The sequence below is a fragment of the Pseudomonas sp. RIT623 genome (assembly GCF_004519305.1).
In the GTDB taxonomy this organism is placed as follows: domain Bacteria; phylum Pseudomonadota; class Gammaproteobacteria; order Pseudomonadales; family Pseudomonadaceae; genus Aquipseudomonas.
Window position 1 is genome coordinate 86,669 of record NZ_SOZA01000002.1, and the last position, 17,699, is coordinate 104,367.

Annotated in this window: 11 protein-coding genes and 2 tRNA genes; 7 read left to right on the forward strand and 6 right to left on the reverse strand. The window is 65.6% G+C overall.

The genetic code is table 11. The annotated features are described in order from the left end of the window. Positions 1-11 precede the first annotated feature (11 nt). Together E3U47_RS02285 and E3U47_RS02290 are read left to right on the forward strand one after the other, a co-directional pair. Positions 12-4,532 (forward strand): RHS repeat-associated core domain-containing protein, encoded by a 4,521-nt coding sequence (locus E3U47_RS02285; protein ID WP_134689333.1) that lies wholly within the window; start codon positions 12-14, stop codon positions 4,530-4,532. Between the two features lie 11 nt (positions 4,533-4,543). Next, on the forward strand, positions 4,544-4,867 hold the full coding sequence (locus E3U47_RS02290) for a hypothetical protein (RefSeq protein WP_218568142.1): 324 nt from the start codon (positions 4,544-4,546) through the stop codon (positions 4,865-4,867). An 8-nt stretch (positions 4,868-4,875) separates the two neighbouring features. On the opposite strand, the gene nirD is transcribed toward E3U47_RS02290, so the two are convergent. The 3 genes from nirD to E3U47_RS02305 form a co-directional block, all read right to left on the reverse strand. Next, complete coding sequence (gene nirD / locus E3U47_RS02295; RefSeq protein ID WP_134689335.1) at positions 4,876-5,238, reverse strand: nitrite reductase small subunit NirD; 363 nt, start codon at positions 5,236-5,238, stop codon at positions 4,876-4,878. Further along, positions 5,238-7,790 carry a nitrite reductase large subunit NirB gene (gene nirB / locus E3U47_RS02300; RefSeq protein ID WP_134689337.1) on the reverse strand — a complete coding sequence of 851 codons (2,553 nt, stop codon included), beginning with the start codon at positions 7,788-7,790 and terminating at the stop codon, positions 5,238-5,240. The genes nirD and nirB overlap by 1 nt, the downstream gene beginning before the upstream one ends. Positions 7,791-8,086: 296 nt before the next feature. Next, positions 8,087-12,055 carry a bifunctional nitrate reductase/sulfite reductase flavoprotein subunit alpha gene (locus E3U47_RS02305; protein ID WP_134689339.1) on the reverse strand — a complete coding sequence of 1,323 codons (3,969 nt, stop codon included), beginning with the start codon at positions 12,053-12,055 and terminating at the stop codon, positions 8,087-8,089. A 293-nt stretch (positions 12,056-12,348) separates the two neighbouring features. On the opposite strand from E3U47_RS02305, the gene E3U47_RS02310 reads away from it, so the two are divergent. Both E3U47_RS02310 and map read left to right on the forward strand, forming a co-directional pair. Continuing rightward, positions 12,349-12,552, forward strand: coding sequence for a ParD-like family protein (locus tag E3U47_RS02310; RefSeq protein ID WP_134689341.1), 204 nt, complete (start codon positions 12,349-12,351; stop codon positions 12,550-12,552). Next, the gene (map, locus tag E3U47_RS02315; RefSeq protein WP_134689343.1) at positions 12,549-13,334 is read left to right on the forward strand and encodes a type I methionyl aminopeptidase; all 786 of its coding nucleotides are present in this window, start codon (positions 12,549-12,551) and stop codon (positions 13,332-13,334) included. The genes E3U47_RS02310 and map overlap by 4 nt, the downstream gene beginning before the upstream one ends. A gap of 146 nt (positions 13,335-13,480) precedes the next feature. Here map and E3U47_RS02320 read toward each other — a convergent pair. Both E3U47_RS02320 and E3U47_RS02325 read right to left on the reverse strand, forming a co-directional pair. Further along, a tRNA-Asp gene (locus E3U47_RS02320) sits at positions 13,481-13,557 on the reverse strand. Positions 13,558-13,570: 13 nt separating this feature from the next. Continuing rightward, positions 13,571-13,646 (reverse strand) — tRNA-Val (locus E3U47_RS02325). Positions 13,647-13,861: 215 nt separating this feature from the next. On the opposite strand from E3U47_RS02325, the gene rdgC reads away from it, so the two are divergent. From rdgC to E3U47_RS02340, 3 genes are all read left to right on the forward strand, one after another. Next, complete coding sequence (rdgC, locus tag E3U47_RS02330) at positions 13,862-14,782, forward strand: recombination-associated protein RdgC (RefSeq protein ID WP_134689345.1); 921 nt, start codon at positions 13,862-13,864, stop codon at positions 14,780-14,782. A gap of 65 nt (positions 14,783-14,847) precedes the next feature. Beyond that, positions 14,848-15,807, forward strand: a complete 960-nt coding sequence (locus tag E3U47_RS02335; RefSeq protein ID WP_134689347.1) for a bile acid:sodium symporter family protein — start codon at positions 14,848-14,850, stop codon at positions 15,805-15,807. Between the two features lie 131 nt (positions 15,808-15,938). After that, positions 15,939-16,826: a LysR family transcriptional regulator gene (locus E3U47_RS02340; protein WP_134689349.1), complete on the forward strand. Its 888-nt coding sequence runs from the start codon at positions 15,939-15,941 to the stop codon at positions 16,824-16,826. On the opposite strand, the gene E3U47_RS02345 is transcribed toward E3U47_RS02340, so the two are convergent. Further along, complete coding sequence (locus E3U47_RS02345) at positions 16,814-17,581, reverse strand: AraC family transcriptional regulator (protein WP_134689351.1); 768 nt, start codon at positions 17,579-17,581, stop codon at positions 16,814-16,816. The genes E3U47_RS02340 and E3U47_RS02345 overlap by 13 nt on opposite strands. Positions 17,582-17,699 lie beyond the last annotated feature (118 nt).

The following is a 17,699-nucleotide window of genomic DNA, read 5'->3' on the forward strand; positions in this document are numbered from 1 at the left end:
AGAGATGGCTCATGGATGACAGCCTGCACGCCGCCCGCCAGGGCGATCTGATCCTGCACCCGCCGTTGATGGCCGAGCTGGTGAGCGCTCTGAGCGAAGCGGTCATCTATGCAGCGGCCACCGCCGCCGTGGCCGCCGCCATCGCGGGCACGGTGGTGGCGGTGGTCGGTACCGGTGGCGCTGCCGCCACGCTGACGCCGCTGATCGCTGGCGCCTTGGTTAGCGCCGCCAGCATGTTGCCCACGGGCAACGAGAAGAGCATTGGCGAGCGCATCACCGACTTCAGCGACTGGATCGGCAACTCGATGTTCGCGCCGGAACCGTACGGTACGATCGAAACGGGTTCGCCCAATACTCGGGTCAACGGGATGCGCGCGGCGCGGGCGGCTGGTGTCAGTACCGGGCCAGCCACGGCTGGCTCTGGCGAGCCCGCGGCCGAGCCGTCGGTGCTGGAGACCGTCGGCGCCTACGCCATGGCTGCCGGCACCCTGCTATTGCCGGTACTCGGCATGGCGTCGGCCATCCATGACATCTTCAACCCTCCGGTGACCACGCCTGCGGACCCGAACACCGACCCCAGACCTCACGACAAGGCGGTCTGCAGCAAGCATCCGCCCATGCCCGAACAGTTCGTCGCGCAGGGCTCGGGCAAGGTCTTCATCAATGGCCAACCCGCTGCCCGCGTCGGTGACAAGACCACCTGCGACGGCCCGATCGGCATGACGTTCTCGCCCAACGTGCGCATCGGCGGCAAGACCATGACCGTGCGCGACATCCGCGACGGCAAGAGCGCACTGGCGAAAGTCTTCGGCCTGGTGGCCGGCATGCTCATCGCCCGCAAAGGCACGCCTAAATCTGGCAGGGCCTGTACCATCGGCAACCCGGTGCTGCCCTCCACCGGTGCCAAGCTGCAGGAGGGCGCGCAGGATGTCGATTTCGACCTGCCGGCGCTGGTACCGATCGAGTGGGCACGCACTTATCACAGCGCCGACTTGCGTGATGACGGCCTGTTCGGCCGGGGCTGGAGCGTGCCCTATGAAGTGCGCATAGAACGTGTCGCCCATCCCGAAGGCGGCGAATTGTGGATCTATGTGGACGAAGTGGGCAACCGCCTGGAGCTGGGGCAGTTACAGCCCGGCAGTGCTTTCGTCAGCATGCTCGACGGCCTGGCCTTCTTCCATCAGGACGCCGGCATCACCGTCGTCGAGGACATTCATGCCGGCCGTTATCAGGTGTTCCAGACCGACCCCGTCCAGCCGCGACGCTCGCGGCTGGTCAAGCTGGGTGACCGCAACCTGAACGAGTTGCTGCTGTTCTACGACGATGAGGGGCGGCTTCAGTTTCTCGGTGACACGTTCGGCCGCACCTTCATCGAGTTGCGCTACGCCGATAGCCGCAGCCGCCGCGTCGTCGATATCCAGCGTCTTTACCTGCAACCTGGCGAGCGCTTCGAGGTCGAGCGTCGGGAAACACTGGTCAGCTATCGCTACAGCGCAGGCCAGCAGTTGACCGCGGTGCTCGACGCGCAAGCCCAGGTGGTGCGCCAGTTCAGCTATGACGACAATGGGCTGATGGCCAGTCATACGCTGCCCAGTGGTGCTGTGCGTCACTATCAATGGGCACGTTTCGAGGTGCCCATCCAGAAACCGCAGGTCAGTTACCCTGAGGATGGCCGCTATCGCATGCCATCTCTGCTGGAGCCGCAGGCCGAGCATGAGTGGCGGGTGGTCCGGCACTGGGGCAGCGACGGCCAGGAGTACCGCTTCGAGTACGACCTGGCGCGCGGCCTGACCCAGGTGATCGATGGCCTGGGCCGCGAAAACCACTACTACTGGGGACCTCACCACGAGATCTACCGGCACATCGACCCGCTGGGCCGGATATGGCAGGAGGACCTGCCAGGTGGCATGCCGTTGCGCCTGATCGACCCCCAGGGCGGCGAGTGGCATTACAGCTACGATGGATTGGGACGGCTGATTGCCAGTCGCGATCCGCTGGGGCGCATCGAAAGCATCACCTACACCGACCACTGGGCCTTGCCGCTAGCCATCACCGACCGCGGCGGACACACGACGCGCAGGTCCTATGACCGCCATGGCAACCTGCTCGGCGAACGCGATCCGCTGGGACACCAAACCCACTACCGCTATGACCGCCAGGGGCGGCTGGTACAAGTGACCGATGCCTTGGGCAAGCAACGGCATCTGCACTGGAACGACCAAGGCCAGTTGCTCGACCACCGCGACTGCTCCGGCCAGCAGACCCGCTACCGCTACGATGCCCGCGGCAACCTGTGCGAAACCTTGAATGCCAGGGACGAGCGTGAACAGTTTCGCCATGATCGGCGTGGCTACCTGGTCGAGTATGAAGCCGCCGACGGCCGCGTTGACCGCTACCAACGGGATGCCGCCGGGCAGGTGGTGAGCCACACCGACCCTGGCAACAACGTCACACGCTGGCACTACGACGGTAGCGGGCGTCTGCTCCAGCGTACCGATGCCTTGGGCATGACAGTGCGGCTGAGTTATGACGCCTATGGTCGATTGCAGCAACTGACCAACCCGAATGATGAGCACTACCGTTTCGAATGGGACGCCCTCGATCGCCAGGTCTCCCAACAGAACCTGGACGGCAGCGGGCTCAGCTTCGAGTATGGCGTGACGGACGCGGTTCGCACGGTCTGGCACCACCCCTCTGCCGAAGTCGAGCCACCGCTGACCACTACCGCGCCGACGGCCAACAGCATGGCCCAGCGCCTGGACTACGAACACGATGCAGCCGGCCGCCTGCTGCGCAAGCGCAGTGCCGATGGTGTTACAGACTACGCCTACGATGCCGCCGACAACCTGGTGTCGATCACCTTCAGCAACACCGCCGGTGAACGCCAGCAACTGAACTTTCGCCATGACGCCCTGGGCCAACTGTTGGCTGAAAGCCACCCCGAAGGCGAATTGCGGTACAGCCATGACGAACTGGGCAACCTGCAGACCCTGACCCTCCCGGACAACCGGCGCATCAACCACCTCTACTACGGCAGTGGCCACCTGCATCAGCTCAACCTCGATGGCAAGCTGATCTGTGACTTCGAGCGCGACAGCTTGCATGAAGAAGTGTTGCGGACCCAGGGACGCCTGCAGACCCGCACCCGCCGCGACAATGCCGGGCGCATCATCCAGCGTGCGCAGTACCTGGGCACGGCGACGGCCGCCGAACTTCCCCTGTTAGCCAGGGACTACCACTACGATGCCAGCGACAACCTGGTCGCCCAGGTGGTCACCGACTATCCGGGCGCAAGCCATGGCACTGGTCGGCAGCGCAGCACCCATTACGCCTACGGCCCGACCCAACGCATCCACGCTGCCTGGCATCGCGAGCTTGGCCAGACCAATGGCCTGGTCGAGGCCTACGCCTACGATCACGCTGGCAACCTGCAGGACACCCGCGATACTGGCACTTCAGCCAGGCACGACCGCGTCCATGCGCACCAGGACTGCCGTTACCGCTACGACCGGTTCGGCCGCCTCAGCGAAAAACGCAGTGGCCGTCACCTGACCCAACGGTTCGAGTACGACGCCGAGCAGCGCTTGATCCGTGTCCACCAGCAGCGTGGCCCGGTGCGCGAGCGGGTCGAATTCGCCTACGACCCGCTTGGCCGTCGTACCGGCAAGGCCCTCTATCGCGAGGGTAACGCAGAGGCCATCAGCCAGACCCGCTTCCACTGGCAAGGGGTGCGTCTGCTCCAGGAGGTCCAGGACGGCAAGCCAAGCCTCTACCTTTACGCCGATGCCGACAGTCATGTGCCGGTTGCCCGTATCGATGGGGTGCCCGGCAGCGAAGAGGTGTTCTACTTCCACACCAATCTGGCCGGGCTGGCGGAGCAGCTCACGGACGCTGAAGGCACAACGGTCTGGCGCGCCGCACATGAGGTCTGGGGCAGGTTCATCGACGAGTGGCGCCACCCTGGGCAGTCCAGGCAGCAGAACCTGCACTTCGCCGGGCAGTACGTCGACCGCGAGACCGGTCTGCATTACAACACCTTCCGTTTTTATGACCCGGACATCGGCCGTTACACCCAGCCTGACCCGATCAATCTCCAGGGCGGGCTGAACGTCTACTTGTACGCGCCGAATCCGCTGGCATGGATAGACCCACTGGGCTGGTGCAAGATCGCCAACAAGATTTCCGGCGACCTGCGCGAGGCCAAGATCCACAAGATCCTCAAGGCCATGTTCGGCAAGAAGAATGTGCTCAAGCAGCGCCATCTGCGCAATGCCGACGGCAAGATCGTCAGCCTGGTGGACGACGCCATCGAGATCGGCAAGGTCAAGGGATCACGCATTCTCGATTTCGTGGTCAAGACCAAGGATGGCAGGTGGCGTGCGATCGAGGTCACCAGCGGGACCGCGCCCAAGGGCGTGCAACGGGCGAAGGAAGCCACCATTCGCGCCAACGGCGGTACCTATGTGCGTATCCCGGGGAGCAAGAAAGTGGTCGAGGTTGACGACATGTCACGTATCATCCGCATCGATTGACAGGAGCCGAAATGAAGATCATACGCTACAGCTACCCGGCCATGCTGGCCAGCAGCAAGAACACCAGCTACCGCACCCAGGCCACGCACATGACCCAGGTGCTGATGCGTTTTCTGGTGGACAACGCGCTGTTGACCGAGAGCCCATACCGCGCCGACGGCTCGCTCGACGAACAATTCGAAGTGACCAAGGCCAACCTGACCGAGGACGGCAACCAGTTGTTCAAGCTGTACTTCCCCAAGTGGTCGAACCGCATTGACCGCGGTGGCAGCCCGGATGACATCAAGGCCCTGGTCAATGGCCTGGCCAAGATCAGGTCCGCCGCGCAGGAATGAACCGCCGCTCAACCGAGCAGCAGCTCCACGCGCCCCCCGTTCAGGCGCACTGGCCATACCCGCAGCGCCTGCCCGGACTGCTCCAGGCAACGACCGCTGGCCAGGCAAAAGTGCTGCTTGTATAGCGGTGCCGCGACCACCACATGCCCCTGCAGATTACCCACCAGTCCGCGGCCGATAATGTTCGCCCCGGATCGCGGGTCACGGTTTTCGACTGCGTACAATTCCCGTCCCTGCCCCGGCAGGTAGAACAACGCCACCTGCTCGCCGGCATGCCACACCACCACCCCGGAATCGGCCACCAGGTCATGGGCAGCGCACACACTGTGCCAGGTGGTCTCGGATTGCACAGCCCTGTTGCTCTGGTTCATCACACAGCCTCCTCATGGGTCGGAATCAGGTGCAGCGGCGCCACCGGGCGGCGCTGGCCGCGCTCGCGGACGAAGTGCACGTCGGGGTCGGCGCGCTGGTCATTGACGAAGGTACGGAAGCGCTTGAGTTTTTCCGGGTCGCTCAAGGCATTGGCCCATTCACACTGGTACTGCTCGACCACATGCTGCATCTGCGCCTCGAGCTCGCTCGCCAGGCCCAGGCTGTCATCGATCACCACCTGCTTGAGGTAGTCCAGGCCACCCTCGAGGTTTTCCCGCCACACCGAGGTGCGCTGCAGCTTGTCGGCGGTGCGGATGTAGAACATCAGCACGCGGTCGATCAGCCGTACCAGGGTCTCGTCGTCCAGGTCGGTGGCGAACAGCTCGGCGTGGCGCGGGCGCATGCCGCCATTGCCGCACACGTAGAGGTTCCAGCCCTTGTCGGTGGCGATCACGCCGATGTCCTTGCTCTGCGCCTCGGCGCATTCGCGGGTGCAGCCGGACACCGCGAACTTGAGCTTGTGCGGCGAGCGCAAGCCCTTGTAGCGGTCCTCCAGGCGCAGGGCCATGGCCACGCTGTCTTGCACGCCGTAGCGGCACCAGGTGCTGCCGACGCAGGACTTCACCGTGCGCGTCGACTTGCCGTAGGCGTGCCCGGTTTCAAAGCCTGCGGCGATCAGTTCGCCCCAGATCAGCGGCAGCTCGTGCAACTGCGCGCCGAACAGGTCGATACGCTGGCCGCCGGTGATCTTGGTGTAGAGGTCGTATTTTTTCGCCACCTGGCCGATCACGATCAGCTTGTCCGGTGTGATCTCGCCACCGGGAATGCGCGGCACCACCGAGTAGGTGCCGTTCTTCTGCATGTTGGCCATGAAGGTGTCGTTGGTGTCCTGCAACGGCACCAGCGCCGGGTCCATGATCGGCTGGTTCCAGCACGAGGCGAGGATATTGCCCACTGCCGGCTTGCAGATGTCGCAGCCGACATGGCCCTGGCCGTGGCGGGCGAGCAGGTCGCCGAAGGTGCGGATGCCTTCGACCCGCACCAGGGCGTAGAGCTCCTGGCGGGTGTAGGCGAAGTGCTCGCACAGGCTTTTGTCCACGCTCACGCCGCGGGCGCTCAGCTCGTGCTCGACCACCTGCTTGAGCAGTGCCGCGCAACCACCGCAACCGCTGGCGGCCTTGGTGCTGGCCTTGACCGCGGCGAGGTCGGCGCAGCCGCCGTCGATGGCGGCGCACACCGCGCCCTTGCTGACGTTGTGGCATGAGCAGAGGGTCGCGGCGGCAGGCAAGGCGTCGGCACCCAGGGCGGGCGCGCCGCCGCCTTGGGGCAGGATCAAGGTAGCCGGATCGACCGGCAGCCTGATGCCGTTCTGGGCGTATTGCAGCAAGGTGTCGTAGTAGCTGTTGTCACCCACCAGCACGGCGCCGAGCACTTGCTTGCCGCTGGCATCCACCACCAGCCGCCGGTACGAGGCACTGGCCTCGTCGATGAAGCGGTAGCTGCGCGCGCCCGGCGTGACGCCCTGGGCGTCGCCGATCGAGCCGACATCGACGCCCAGCAGCTTGAGCTTGGTCGACAGGTCGGCGCCGCTGAACCCGTTCACCGCCTCGCCCATCAGCAGTGCCGCCAGGTTGCGCGCCATGGCGTAGCCCGGCGCGACCAGGCCGAACACGCTGCCGTTCCACGAGGCACATTCGCCGATGGCGAAGATCCGCGGGTCGCTGGAGCGGCAGTGGTTGTCGATCACCACGCCGCCGCGGGCGGCGACCTCCAGGCCGCAGGCGCGACCGAGGGCGTCCTGCGGGCGGATACCGGCGGAGAACACCACCAGGTCGGTTTCCAGGTGCTCGCCGCCGTCGAAGTTCATCCGGTAGCGGTACTGCTCGCCCGCGCTGATCGACTGGGTGGCGCGGGCCAGGTGCACGCCGACGCCCAGCGCCTCGATGCGCGCGCGCAATGCAGCGCCGCCTTCGCCGTCGAGCTGCACCGGCATCAACCGTGGGGCGAACTCCACCACATGGGCTTCCAGGCCCAAAGACTTGAGAGCGTTGGCCGCCTCCAGGCCGAGCAGGCCACCACCGACCACCACGCCACGGCGGGCATCGCTGGCGGCGGCGCGGATCGCGTCGAGGTCGTCGAGGGTGCGGTAGACCAGCCGTGCATCGCCGCTGGAGCCCTCGATAGGTGGCACGAACGGGTAGGAGCCGGTGGCCAGGATCAGTTGGTCATAGCCGTAGCGACCTGCGTCGGTGACCAGCTCCTGACGCTGGCGGTCTATCGCCACTACCGCTTCGCCCAGGTGCAGGTGCACGCCGTTGTCCGGGTAATAGCCTGGCGCGCACAGGGCCAGGGTCTCGGCGCAACTGCCAGTGAAGTACTCCGACAGGTGGACCCGGTCGTAGGCGCGCTGGCGTTCCTCGCCAAACACATGCAACTCGAAGCGGGCCAGGGCGCCGCGCTCGATCAGTTGCTCGACGCAGTGATGGCCGACCATGCCATTGCCGACGATGACCAATCGTGGTCGTTGTGCCTCGTTCGCTGTTGCCTGCATAGCCGTTCCTCGCTCACGGAAAACGCAAAAAGGCGCCTGGAGCCGAAGCTCCAGGCGCCTTTGCCTGTACTCATCAGTTGGGGGCCCTGGACGATCGCCGTTGATCGGGGGGCTGTTGTCGCTGGATCAAAGCAGGGACTGTGCCAATTGCCTGGAACTGAATGAGCCAGTGCCAGCGGCGAACCCCAGGGCCGGCGTATCCGCGGCCTTCCTTCGCGGGGCAAGCCCGCGCCCACGTAACGTCCAGCAGCGGCAAAACGAACCATCCCGGTGCGGCGCTCACCACACTGGTGCGCTCAGTACACATCCCGCCGATAGCGCTTGTCCCGCGTCAGCCCCTCGACATAAACCTGCGCCGCCTCGGCAGCCATGCCACCGTGCTCGGCCACTACCTTACGCAAGGCGGCGTCCACATCCTTGGCCATGCGCTGGGCATCGCCACAGACATAGACCACCGCCCCCGCCTCGAGCCACTGCCACAGCTCGGCGCCGTGCGCCAGCAGGCGCTGCTGCACGTAGACCTTCTCAGCCTGGTCGCGGGAGAACGCCGTGCTCAGGCGCAGGTGCCCGCTCGCTGCCCAGGCCTGCAACTGCTCGCGGTAATAGAAATCGCAGGCGCCATGCTGCTCGCCGAAGAACAGCCAATTGCCGCCGCTCGCCCGGCGCTGTTCGCGCTCCTCGAGAAAACCACGAAACGGCGCGATACCGGTGCCGGGGCCAATCATGATGATCGGCGTGGCATCGTCCTGCGGTAGCTGAAAGTGCTTCGACGGTTGCGGAAAAATCGCCACCTCCAGGGCCGTCGCCCGGTCGGCGAGAAAAGTCGAGCACACGCCCTTGCGCGCCCCGTAGCGCACGGTGGCGACGGTCAGGTGCACCTGGTCGGGATGGGCCAAGGGGCTGGAGCTGATCGAGTACAGGCGCGGCTGCAAGGGTTTGAGCAACGCCAGCCAGCGGGCCAGGGGCAAACGCTGGGGGAACGCTTGCAGGACATCGGCCAGCTGCCGGCCCCACAGCCAGTCCTTGAGCTCGGCACTGTACTCAGGCAGCAACAGACGGCGCAGGCCCTCGGCCTGCTCGGCGAACACCTCGAGCAGCGGCCGGCTGACCCGGGTGATGTCCAGGTGGCGCTCCAGCGCGGTGCGCAGCGCCATCGGCGCCTGGCCCTGGAGCTCAACCTGGACCTGGCCATCGAGCGCCATCAACGCCAACAGTTCATCGACCAGTGCCGGGCAATTGCGCGGCCATACCCCCAGGGCATCGCCGGGCTGGTAGCTCAGGCCGCTGCCGCGCAGGTCGAACACCAGTTGCCGCGTCTCCTTGCGCGAGCCCGGGCCATTGAGCAGTCGGTTCTCCAGCAGCGGCGCCAACCAGGGCTGGGGTTTGCCGACGCGGGTTGGCGGCGGCGCCACGGCGGGCGCCGGCGCGCTACCGCCCAGTTCCGGCAGCAAGGCATCCAGCCAGGCGGCGAAAGCCGCTTCGCAATCAGGCTCGCAATCGACCCGCGCCAACAGGCGCCGGGCACCGAGGTCGGCCAGGCGTTGGTCGAGCTTGCGGCCGAAACCGCAGAACTGCTCATAGCTCGAATCGCCCAGGGCCAGCACTGCATACGGCAGGGCGGCGCAGCTAGCGCCCTGCTCTTGCTGCAGCGCCTGCCAGAATGCCGCGCCGCTGTCCGGAGCCTCGCCATCGCCGAAGGTGCTGGCAATCAGCACCAGGCTGGCGGCGCCCTGCAGCTGTGCCGGGTGAATGTTCTGCATGCAACTGAGCGCCACGGCCAACCCCGCCTCGCGCAAACGCTGCGCGCAGCGCTCGGCCAGGCCCTCGCCGTTGCCGGTCTGCGACGCCCACAGCACATGATGCCGAGGGGCCTCGGCGGTGCTCCCCGGCACAGCCTGCGCCGGGTAGAACAGGCCCGCCAGCAGGCCGTCGACGAACAGCCGCCGGGCCGGCGCCAAGGGCGCGCCGGGCGGCAGGCTGGGCACGCCGAGGCGCTGCGCCTGGTCAAGGCCAAGCAGGAAGCCTTGCAGGTAGTGGCGCTCGTCTTCGGCCAACACCGGTGCCGGCAACGCCTCCAGGCCAAGCAGGCGGGACAGGGTGGCAGTGGGCATGGTCGCAGGCTCCGGGTGGCTAAGGTCGAGAGCGTCGATACGTTCGCCGGACAACCGTTCAAGGGCCACGGCGCAGTGCTTGAAGGCCGGTTGCAAGGACGTCGGGTCGACCGCGTCGCAGGTCAGCGCATTGATCGCCAGGCCCTCGCCGTACAGGTCGTTCCAGTGAAACGGCGCAAAACAGTTGCCGGGCTGCACCCGATCGCTGAGGCGTGCCGGCAGCCGTGCCTGGCCACGGCGCGAACGCAACGCCACCTGGTCCTTGTCGTGAATGCCCAGGCGCAGCGCATCGCTGGGGTGGATCTCGACGAAAGGGCCAGGTTCGAGCCTGTTCAGGCTCGCCACCTTGCCGGTCTTGGTCAGGGTATGCCATTGGTGCTGCACCCGGCCGGTATTGAGCACGAAAGGGAAGGCATCGTCGGGCAGCTCCGCCGGTGGCAACCAGGGCCGGGCGAAGAATTGCGCCTTGCCGCTGGGCGTGGGAAACACCAGCGTTCCCTCGCTGACATAGCGCAACGGGCTGCGGTGGTCCTCGCGCCCCGGCGCGCTCGGCCATTGCCGCGGCCCCTGGCGCAGGTCGGCATAACCGATACCGCGCAGGTCGTAGCCGCTGGCCGGGTTGTGGAAGCGGCGGATTTCGTCGTACACCGCCTCGGCGTCGGGGTAGTCGAACGCCTGGGCATAGCCCATGGCACAGGCCACCCGGGCGATCAGCCGCCAATCCTCCAGGCTCTCGCCGGGCGGCTCGACCGCCCGCGGCGCCAGGGTCAGGTTGCGCTCGCTGTTGATCATCACCCCATCGCCCTCGGCCCATAGAGCCGCCGGCAGGAGGATATCGGCGTAACGCTGGGTCTCGGTGTCGAGGAAAGCATCCTGGCTGATCACCAACTGCGCCTGGCGCAGGCCGTCGATCACCTGTTGGCGATTGGCGACGCTGGCCACCGGGTTGCTGCAGATGATCCAGCAGGCCTTCACCTCGCCACGCTGCATCTGCTCGAACAACGCCACCGTGCCCTCCCCGCCCTCGCTGCGCAGGGTGCCAGCCGGCAGCTGCCATTGCCGCTCGACGAAGGCGCGGTCGCCGGCCTCCAGCGCCGAGCGTTGCCCGGGCAACCCCGGGCCCATGTAGCCCATCTCGCGCCCGCCCATGGCATTGGGCTGGCCGGTCAGCGAGAACGGGCCACTGCCAGGCCGGCAGATGGCGCCAGTGGCCAGGTGCAGGTTGCACAGCGCGTTGCTGTGCCAGGTGCCGTGGATGCTTTGGTTCAGGCCCATGGTCCAGCAGCTCATCCACGCCCCGGCCTCGCCGATCAGCCGCGCGGCCTCACGAATCGCGGCGGGGTCCAGGCCGGTGATGGCGGCGACCCGCTCGGGGGTATAGTCCTCGAGAAAGGCCGGCATGGCCTCCCAGCCTTCGGTGTGCCGGGCGATAAACCCGGCATCGGTGTGGCCGTTGGCATGCAGCAGGTGCAACAGGCCGTTGAGCAGCGCCAGGTCGGTGCCCGGGCGCAGCGCCAGGAACAGATCGGCCTTGTCGGCGGTGGCGGTGCGCCGTGGGTCGACGACGATCAGCTTGGCCCCAGCCTTGAGCCGGTCGAGCAGGCGCAGGAACAGGATCGGATGACAGTCGGCCATGTTCGCGCCGATCACCAGGAACACCTCGGCCCGCTCGAAATCCTGGTAGCTGCCGGGCGGCCCATCGGCACCCAGCGATTGCTTGTAGCCACTGCCGGCGCTGGCCATGCACAGCCGCGAGTTGGACTCGATGTGGCGGGTGCGGATAAAGCCCTTGGCCAGCTTGTTGGCCAGGTACTGGGCTTCCAGCGACATCTGCCCGGAGACATACAGCGCCAGCGCATCGGCGCCATGGTTGTCGATGATCTCGCGCAGCCGCCGCGCCGCCTCGGCGATGGCCTGGTCGAGGCTGCTGCGCACCGGCTCCTGGCTGCGCTCGCGGCGCACGAAGGCCTGGGCCATGCGTCCGCTGGCCAGCGGGATGTGGGCAGTCAGGCCCTTGGTGCACAACCGGCCAAAATTGCTCGGGTGCTGTTTGTCGCCGCTGACCTTGGTCACCTTGCCGGCGCTGACGCTCATGACGATACCGCACCCGACCCCGCAATACGGGCAGACACTGCGCACCTCGCTGCTGCTCATGGGTGTTCTCCTGCACGAACGACAAAGGCGCCGGCTGCTCCCGCTTGGCTGATCGCAAGCAGGGCAACACGGCGCCTTCGTCGTGATGAAATGGGCCATCGACGTTGATGGCCCGTATCCAGGACATTCAGCAAAAGCCGGGCCATCTCTTGATCACGCCGCAACCACGCCAGCAGCGCGCTGCCCCGGCGACTGCGCGTGCACCACGGCAGGGAGCGCTGCACCAGCGGGTGGCATGAACAGCGCCACGACTATATGATTCGCATACGTTTCATATAAACAGGTAAAGCACCATGGGCATCGTCAAGATCGCCGACGACCTCCACGAAGACCTGCGCGTGGCCAGCGCCGCCTTGTCGCGCTCGATCAACGCCCAGGCCGAACACTGGATCCGCCTCGGCATGCTCGCCGAGCTGCACCCGCAAGCCACCTACCAGGAACTGCTGCGCCAGCTGCTGCGCCAGGAGCAAGCCAACCTCAAGGAATTGCTGCGATGAGCCAGGTCATCCTCAAGGACGCCGCGCAACTGGCGCTGATGCGCCGCGCCGGCCAGTTGCTGGCACAGGTGTTCGCCGACCTCGACGGTTTCATCCGCCCCGGCGTGACCACGATGCAGATCAACGATCGCGCCGAAGCCTTCATCATCGAGCGCCTCAAGGCACGCCCTGCGAGCAAGGGCCAGTACGGCTTTCCCTACGCGCTGAACACCTCGGTGGACCATGTGGTCTGCCACGGCATGCCCAAGGCCGACGAGGTGCTGGGTGAAGGCTCCATCGTCAATGTCGACATCACCCTTGAACAGGGTGGCTATATCGCCGACTCGTCGAAAATGTACGCCATCGGCCAGATCGACGACCAGGCCCGGCGGCTGGTCGACACCACCTACGCGGCCTTATGGAAAGGCATCGAACAGGTTCGCCCTGGCGCCACCCTGGGCGATATCGGCCATGCCATCCAGACCCATGCCGAGGCGGCGGGCTACAGCGTGGTGCGCGAATACTGCGGGCATGGCATCGGCACCCAGATGCACGAAGCGCCCGAGGTGCTGCACTACGGGCAACGGGGCATGGGCCTGGCATTGCAAGCGGGCATGGTGTTCACCATCGAGCCGATGATCAACCAAGGTGGGCGCGGTACCCGTGGCCTGCGCGATGGCTGGACGGTGATCACCCGCGACCACAGCTTGTCGGCACAGTGGGAGCACACCGTGGCGGTGACCGAAACCGGCTATGAGGTGCTGACGTTGCGCGAGGAAGAGCGGCTGGGCGCGAAGCCCTGAGAGAGAGTGTCTGGGGGGCTGCCGGCTTGGATGTCTTGGCATCAGCCCCCAAGACAGCCTGCAGAAACAGCAGACACAAAAAAAGCGACCCTAAGGTCGCTTTCTCTGTTGCTTCCGGGTGTTCAGTGGGCCCTGGAAGCTAAATATGGCGCGGCGGACGGGACTCGAACCCGCGACCCCCGGCGTGACAGGCCGGTATTCTAACCGACTGAACTACCGCCGCGCTATACATCGAGTGGTGGGTGATGACGGGATCGAACCGCCGACCCTCTGCTTGTAAGGCAGATGCTCTCCCGGCTGAGCTAATCACCCTTCGTCTCGGTGTGGCGCGCATTCTACGGAGGGCCTGCCACCCTGGCAAGCACTTTTTTAAACTTTTTTAAAAAAAATTCTCAGGCCTTTCAAAGACCTAGCAATGCCGGGTGTTTCTTCCTCTCTATAAGGTGCTGGCCGTATGACAGGGTTGGCCTTCAACCGCCGCTCGGAGAATAATGCCCGCCTTATGTATTAAGGAGAGATCCCCCCTCATGTGGTTCAAGAACCTGCTGTCCTATCGCCTGACCCAGGAAGTACCGTTCGAGGCGCAAGCCCTGGAAACCGCCCTGGCCAGCAAGCCGGCCCGCCCCTGCGCCAGCCAGGAACTGACCACCTACGGTTTCGTCGCACCGTTCGGCAAGGGCGCTGACGCGCCGCTGGTGCACGTCAGCGGCGAGTTCATGCTGATCGCCGCCCGTAAGGAAGAACGTATCCTGCCCAGCAGCGTGGTCAACGATGCGGTCAAGGAGAAGGTCGAGGAAATCGAGACCGAGCAGATGCGCAAGGTCTACAAGAAGGAGCGCGACCAGATCAAGGACGAGATCATCCAGGCATTCCTGCCGCGTGCGTTCATCCGCCGCTCGATGATCTTCGCCGCCATCGCCCCGCGCCTGGGCATGATCCTGGTCAACTCGGCCAGCGCCAAGCGCGCCGAAGACCTGCTGTCGACCCTGCGTGAAGTGATCGGCTCGCTGCCAGTGCGCCCGGCCACGGTGAAGATCGCGCCGAGCGCGACCATGACCGACTGGGTCAAGTCGCAGCAGGCCGCCGAGGGCTTCTATGTACTCGACGAATGCGAACTGCGTGACACCGCCGAAGACGGCGGCATCGTGCGCTGCAAGCGCCAGGACCTGACCGGCGAGGAAATCCAGCTGCACCTGAGCACCGGCAAGGTGGTCACCCAGTTGGCCCTGGCCTGGCAGGACAAACTGTCGTTCGTACTCGACGACAAGATGGTGATCAAGCGCCTGAAGTTCGAGGAGCTGCTGCAGGAGCAGGCCGAACAGGACGGTGGCGACGAAGCGCAACAGCAGTTCGACGCCAGCTTCACCCTGATGATGATGACCTTCACCGAGTTCCTCCCGCTGCTGTTCGAGGCCCTGGGTGGCGAAGAGATCCCGCAGGGGGTCTGATTACTGGGGCGCTTCCCGTAGGAGCCTGGCCGGCTCCTACATACAAATAGAACAAGGACCTGCCCATGCGTGCCCTCGCCGCTCTCAGCCGCTTCGTCGGCAATACCTTCGCCTTGTGGGTGCTGCTGTTCGCCTGCCTGGCCTTCGTCATGCCGCAGTGGTTCATCGCGCTGAAGGTGGCCATCGTGCCCTTGTTGGGCCTGGTGATGTTCGGCATGGGCCTGACCCTCAAGCTCGACGATTTCGCCGCCGTCGCCCGCCAACCCTGGCGGGTGGCGCTAGGGGTGGTGGCGCACTTCGTGATCATGCCGGGCATGGCCTGGTTGCTGTGCCAGTTGTTCCAGCTGCCAGCGCGGATCGCCGTCGGCGTGATCCTGGTCGGCTGCTGCCCAAGCGGCACGGCGTCCAACGTGATGGTCTGGCTGTCCCGCGGCGACCTGGCGCTGGCGGTGGCGATCGCCGCGGTGACCACCCTGCTCGCGCCACTGCTGACCCCGGCGCTGATCTGGTTGCTGGCCTCGGCCTGGCTGCCGGTTTCGTTCATGGACATGTTCTGGTCGATCCTGCAGCTGGTGATGCTGCCGATCGTGCTCGGCGTGCTCGCCCAGCGCCTGCTTGGCGCCCGGGTGCATCTGGCGGTGCAGGTACTGCCGCTGGTGTCGGTGGTGAGCATCGTGATGATCGTCTGCGCGGTGGTGGCGGCCAGCCAGGCGAAGATCGCCGAGTCGGGGCTATTGATCATGGCCGTGGTGATCCTGCACAACAGCTTCGGCTTCCTGTTGGGCTACCTCACCGGCAAGTTGTGCAACTTGCCGCTGGCCCAGCGCAAGTCGCTGGCGCTGGAGGTGGGCATGCAGAACTCGGGGCTGGGCGCGGCGCTGGCGGCGGCGCATTTCTCGCCACTGGCGGCAGTGCCCAGTGCGTTGTTCAGCGTGTGGCACAACCTATCCGGGGCGCTGCTGTCGACCTGGTTCCGGCGCTTACAGGAGCCTGTCGTCGTCGAGCAGCCCGCCCCTGCACCATGACCTGCGCAGACGCTGGCCTTGCTGACAAGGACAGGTGCAATCCGCGCCGGGCCGGCGATTTTGTCATCAATGATTAGCCAGATGCTTCACTGTTGGTTAAGGTCATCACACCCCGCAACCCAGGCCGCCCCATGGACATCAAACAGCTCAAGTTCCTCATCGCCCTCGACCAGACCCGCCACTTCGGCCAGGCCGCGGCGCTGTGCCATATCACCCAGCCGACCCTGTCCATGCGCCTGCGCAACCTCGAGGATGAGCTCGACCTGGTGCTGGTCAAGCGTGGCCAGCGCTTCGAAGGTTTCACCGAAGCTGGCGAGCGCATCCTGGCCTGGGCCCGCACCTTGCTCGCCGCCCACGACGGCCTGCAGGCCGAGGCCGCCAGTTGCCGCGGCCAGGTGGTCGGCAGCCTGCGCCTGGGTACCGTGCCGCTGGCCAGCTTCAACCCGATGGCGTTGCTGATGCCGCTGCGTGAAAAATACCCCGAGCTGCACTTCCAACTGTCGTCGCTGAGCTCCGAACAGGTCATCGACGGCCTGAGCCGCAACCAGCTCGACCTGGGCATCTGTTACCTCGACCAGGTCAACACCAGTTTCTTCGAGGTGATCGAGCTAAGCACCACCACCATGGGCCTGTTGCACGACACCCGGCATTTCCAGTTCGAGGCCGATGCCCTACGCTGGGACGACCTCGGCGAGCTGCCGCTGGGCCTGCTGAGCAAGGGCATGCACTACCGCCAGTCGCTGGACCTGAGCTTCCGTAGCCGGGGCCTGGAACCCAACGCCGTGCTCGAGAGCGACTCGACCTTCCAACTGATCCAGGCGATCAATACCGGTGTGTGCTGCGCGATCATGCCGCTCGATTGCGGGCTGGAGGAATTGAGCCAGCACATGCGCATCATCCCCGTGCAGGAAGCCAGCATCCATAGCCCGATCGGCCTGCTGCTGCGCCGCAGCGAACCCCGTTCGGCAATCGCCGAGCAGTGTTTCGACGAGGCAAAAGCCCTGTTTCAACCTTCCTGAGCCGTCGCCTGCCGATACTGCCGCGGGCTGAAGCCGGTCAGTTGCTTGAACTGCCGGCTGAAAGCGCTGTGGTCGGTGTAGCCGCAGCGCAGGGCGACCTCGATGATCGGCAGGTCGCTGTGTAGCAGGTGATGGGCGTGCTCCAGGCGCGCCTTGTGGATCATCTGCCGCGGCGTGAGGTGGAACACTTTCTTGCAATAGCGCTCCAGTTGCGCCACCGAGATGCCAGCGATGCGGGTCAGTTCACCGAGGCTGATCGGTTGGTGGAAGTGCTGACGGATGTGTTCGTCCACCGCCGCCAGGCGCTGGTAGGCGGGGTGGCTGTCGGCGGCTGACTGCAGGTCGACCGAGATGCCGACCAGGCCGATGATTTCGCCCAGCTGGTTGTACAGCGGGCGCTTGTGGGTCAGGCACCAACCGGGCTCGCGGCTGCCGTACAGGTGCAGCTCGAGCTGGTCTTCAAGTACCAGCCCTTCCTTGAGCACACGACGGTCCTGCTCGGTATAGCCGGGGCCCAGCTGTGCCGGAAACACTTCGGCGCTGGTCTTGCCCAGCAGCGGTTGCAGGCGTTTTAGGCCGCAGCGCTGGACCAGAGTGTTGTTAGCCAACACGTAGCGTGCGGCCGGGTCCTTGATGAAGATTGCGGCGTTGGGGATGGCGTCAAGGATCGGCAGCAGCAGCGACACACCGGCCAGCAGCGCCTCGAGGGTGGCAGGGCGGTGCTGGTCGAGGGTTGCCAGGGGGTTGTCGGTCATCTGTCGGCTCATTGTAGGAGCGGCCTTGTGTCGCGAAAGGGCTGCGCAGCAGCCCCGGGATCTGTGCCTTCATGCAAAATTGCCGGGGCCGCTCTGCGGCCCTTTCGCGACACAAGGC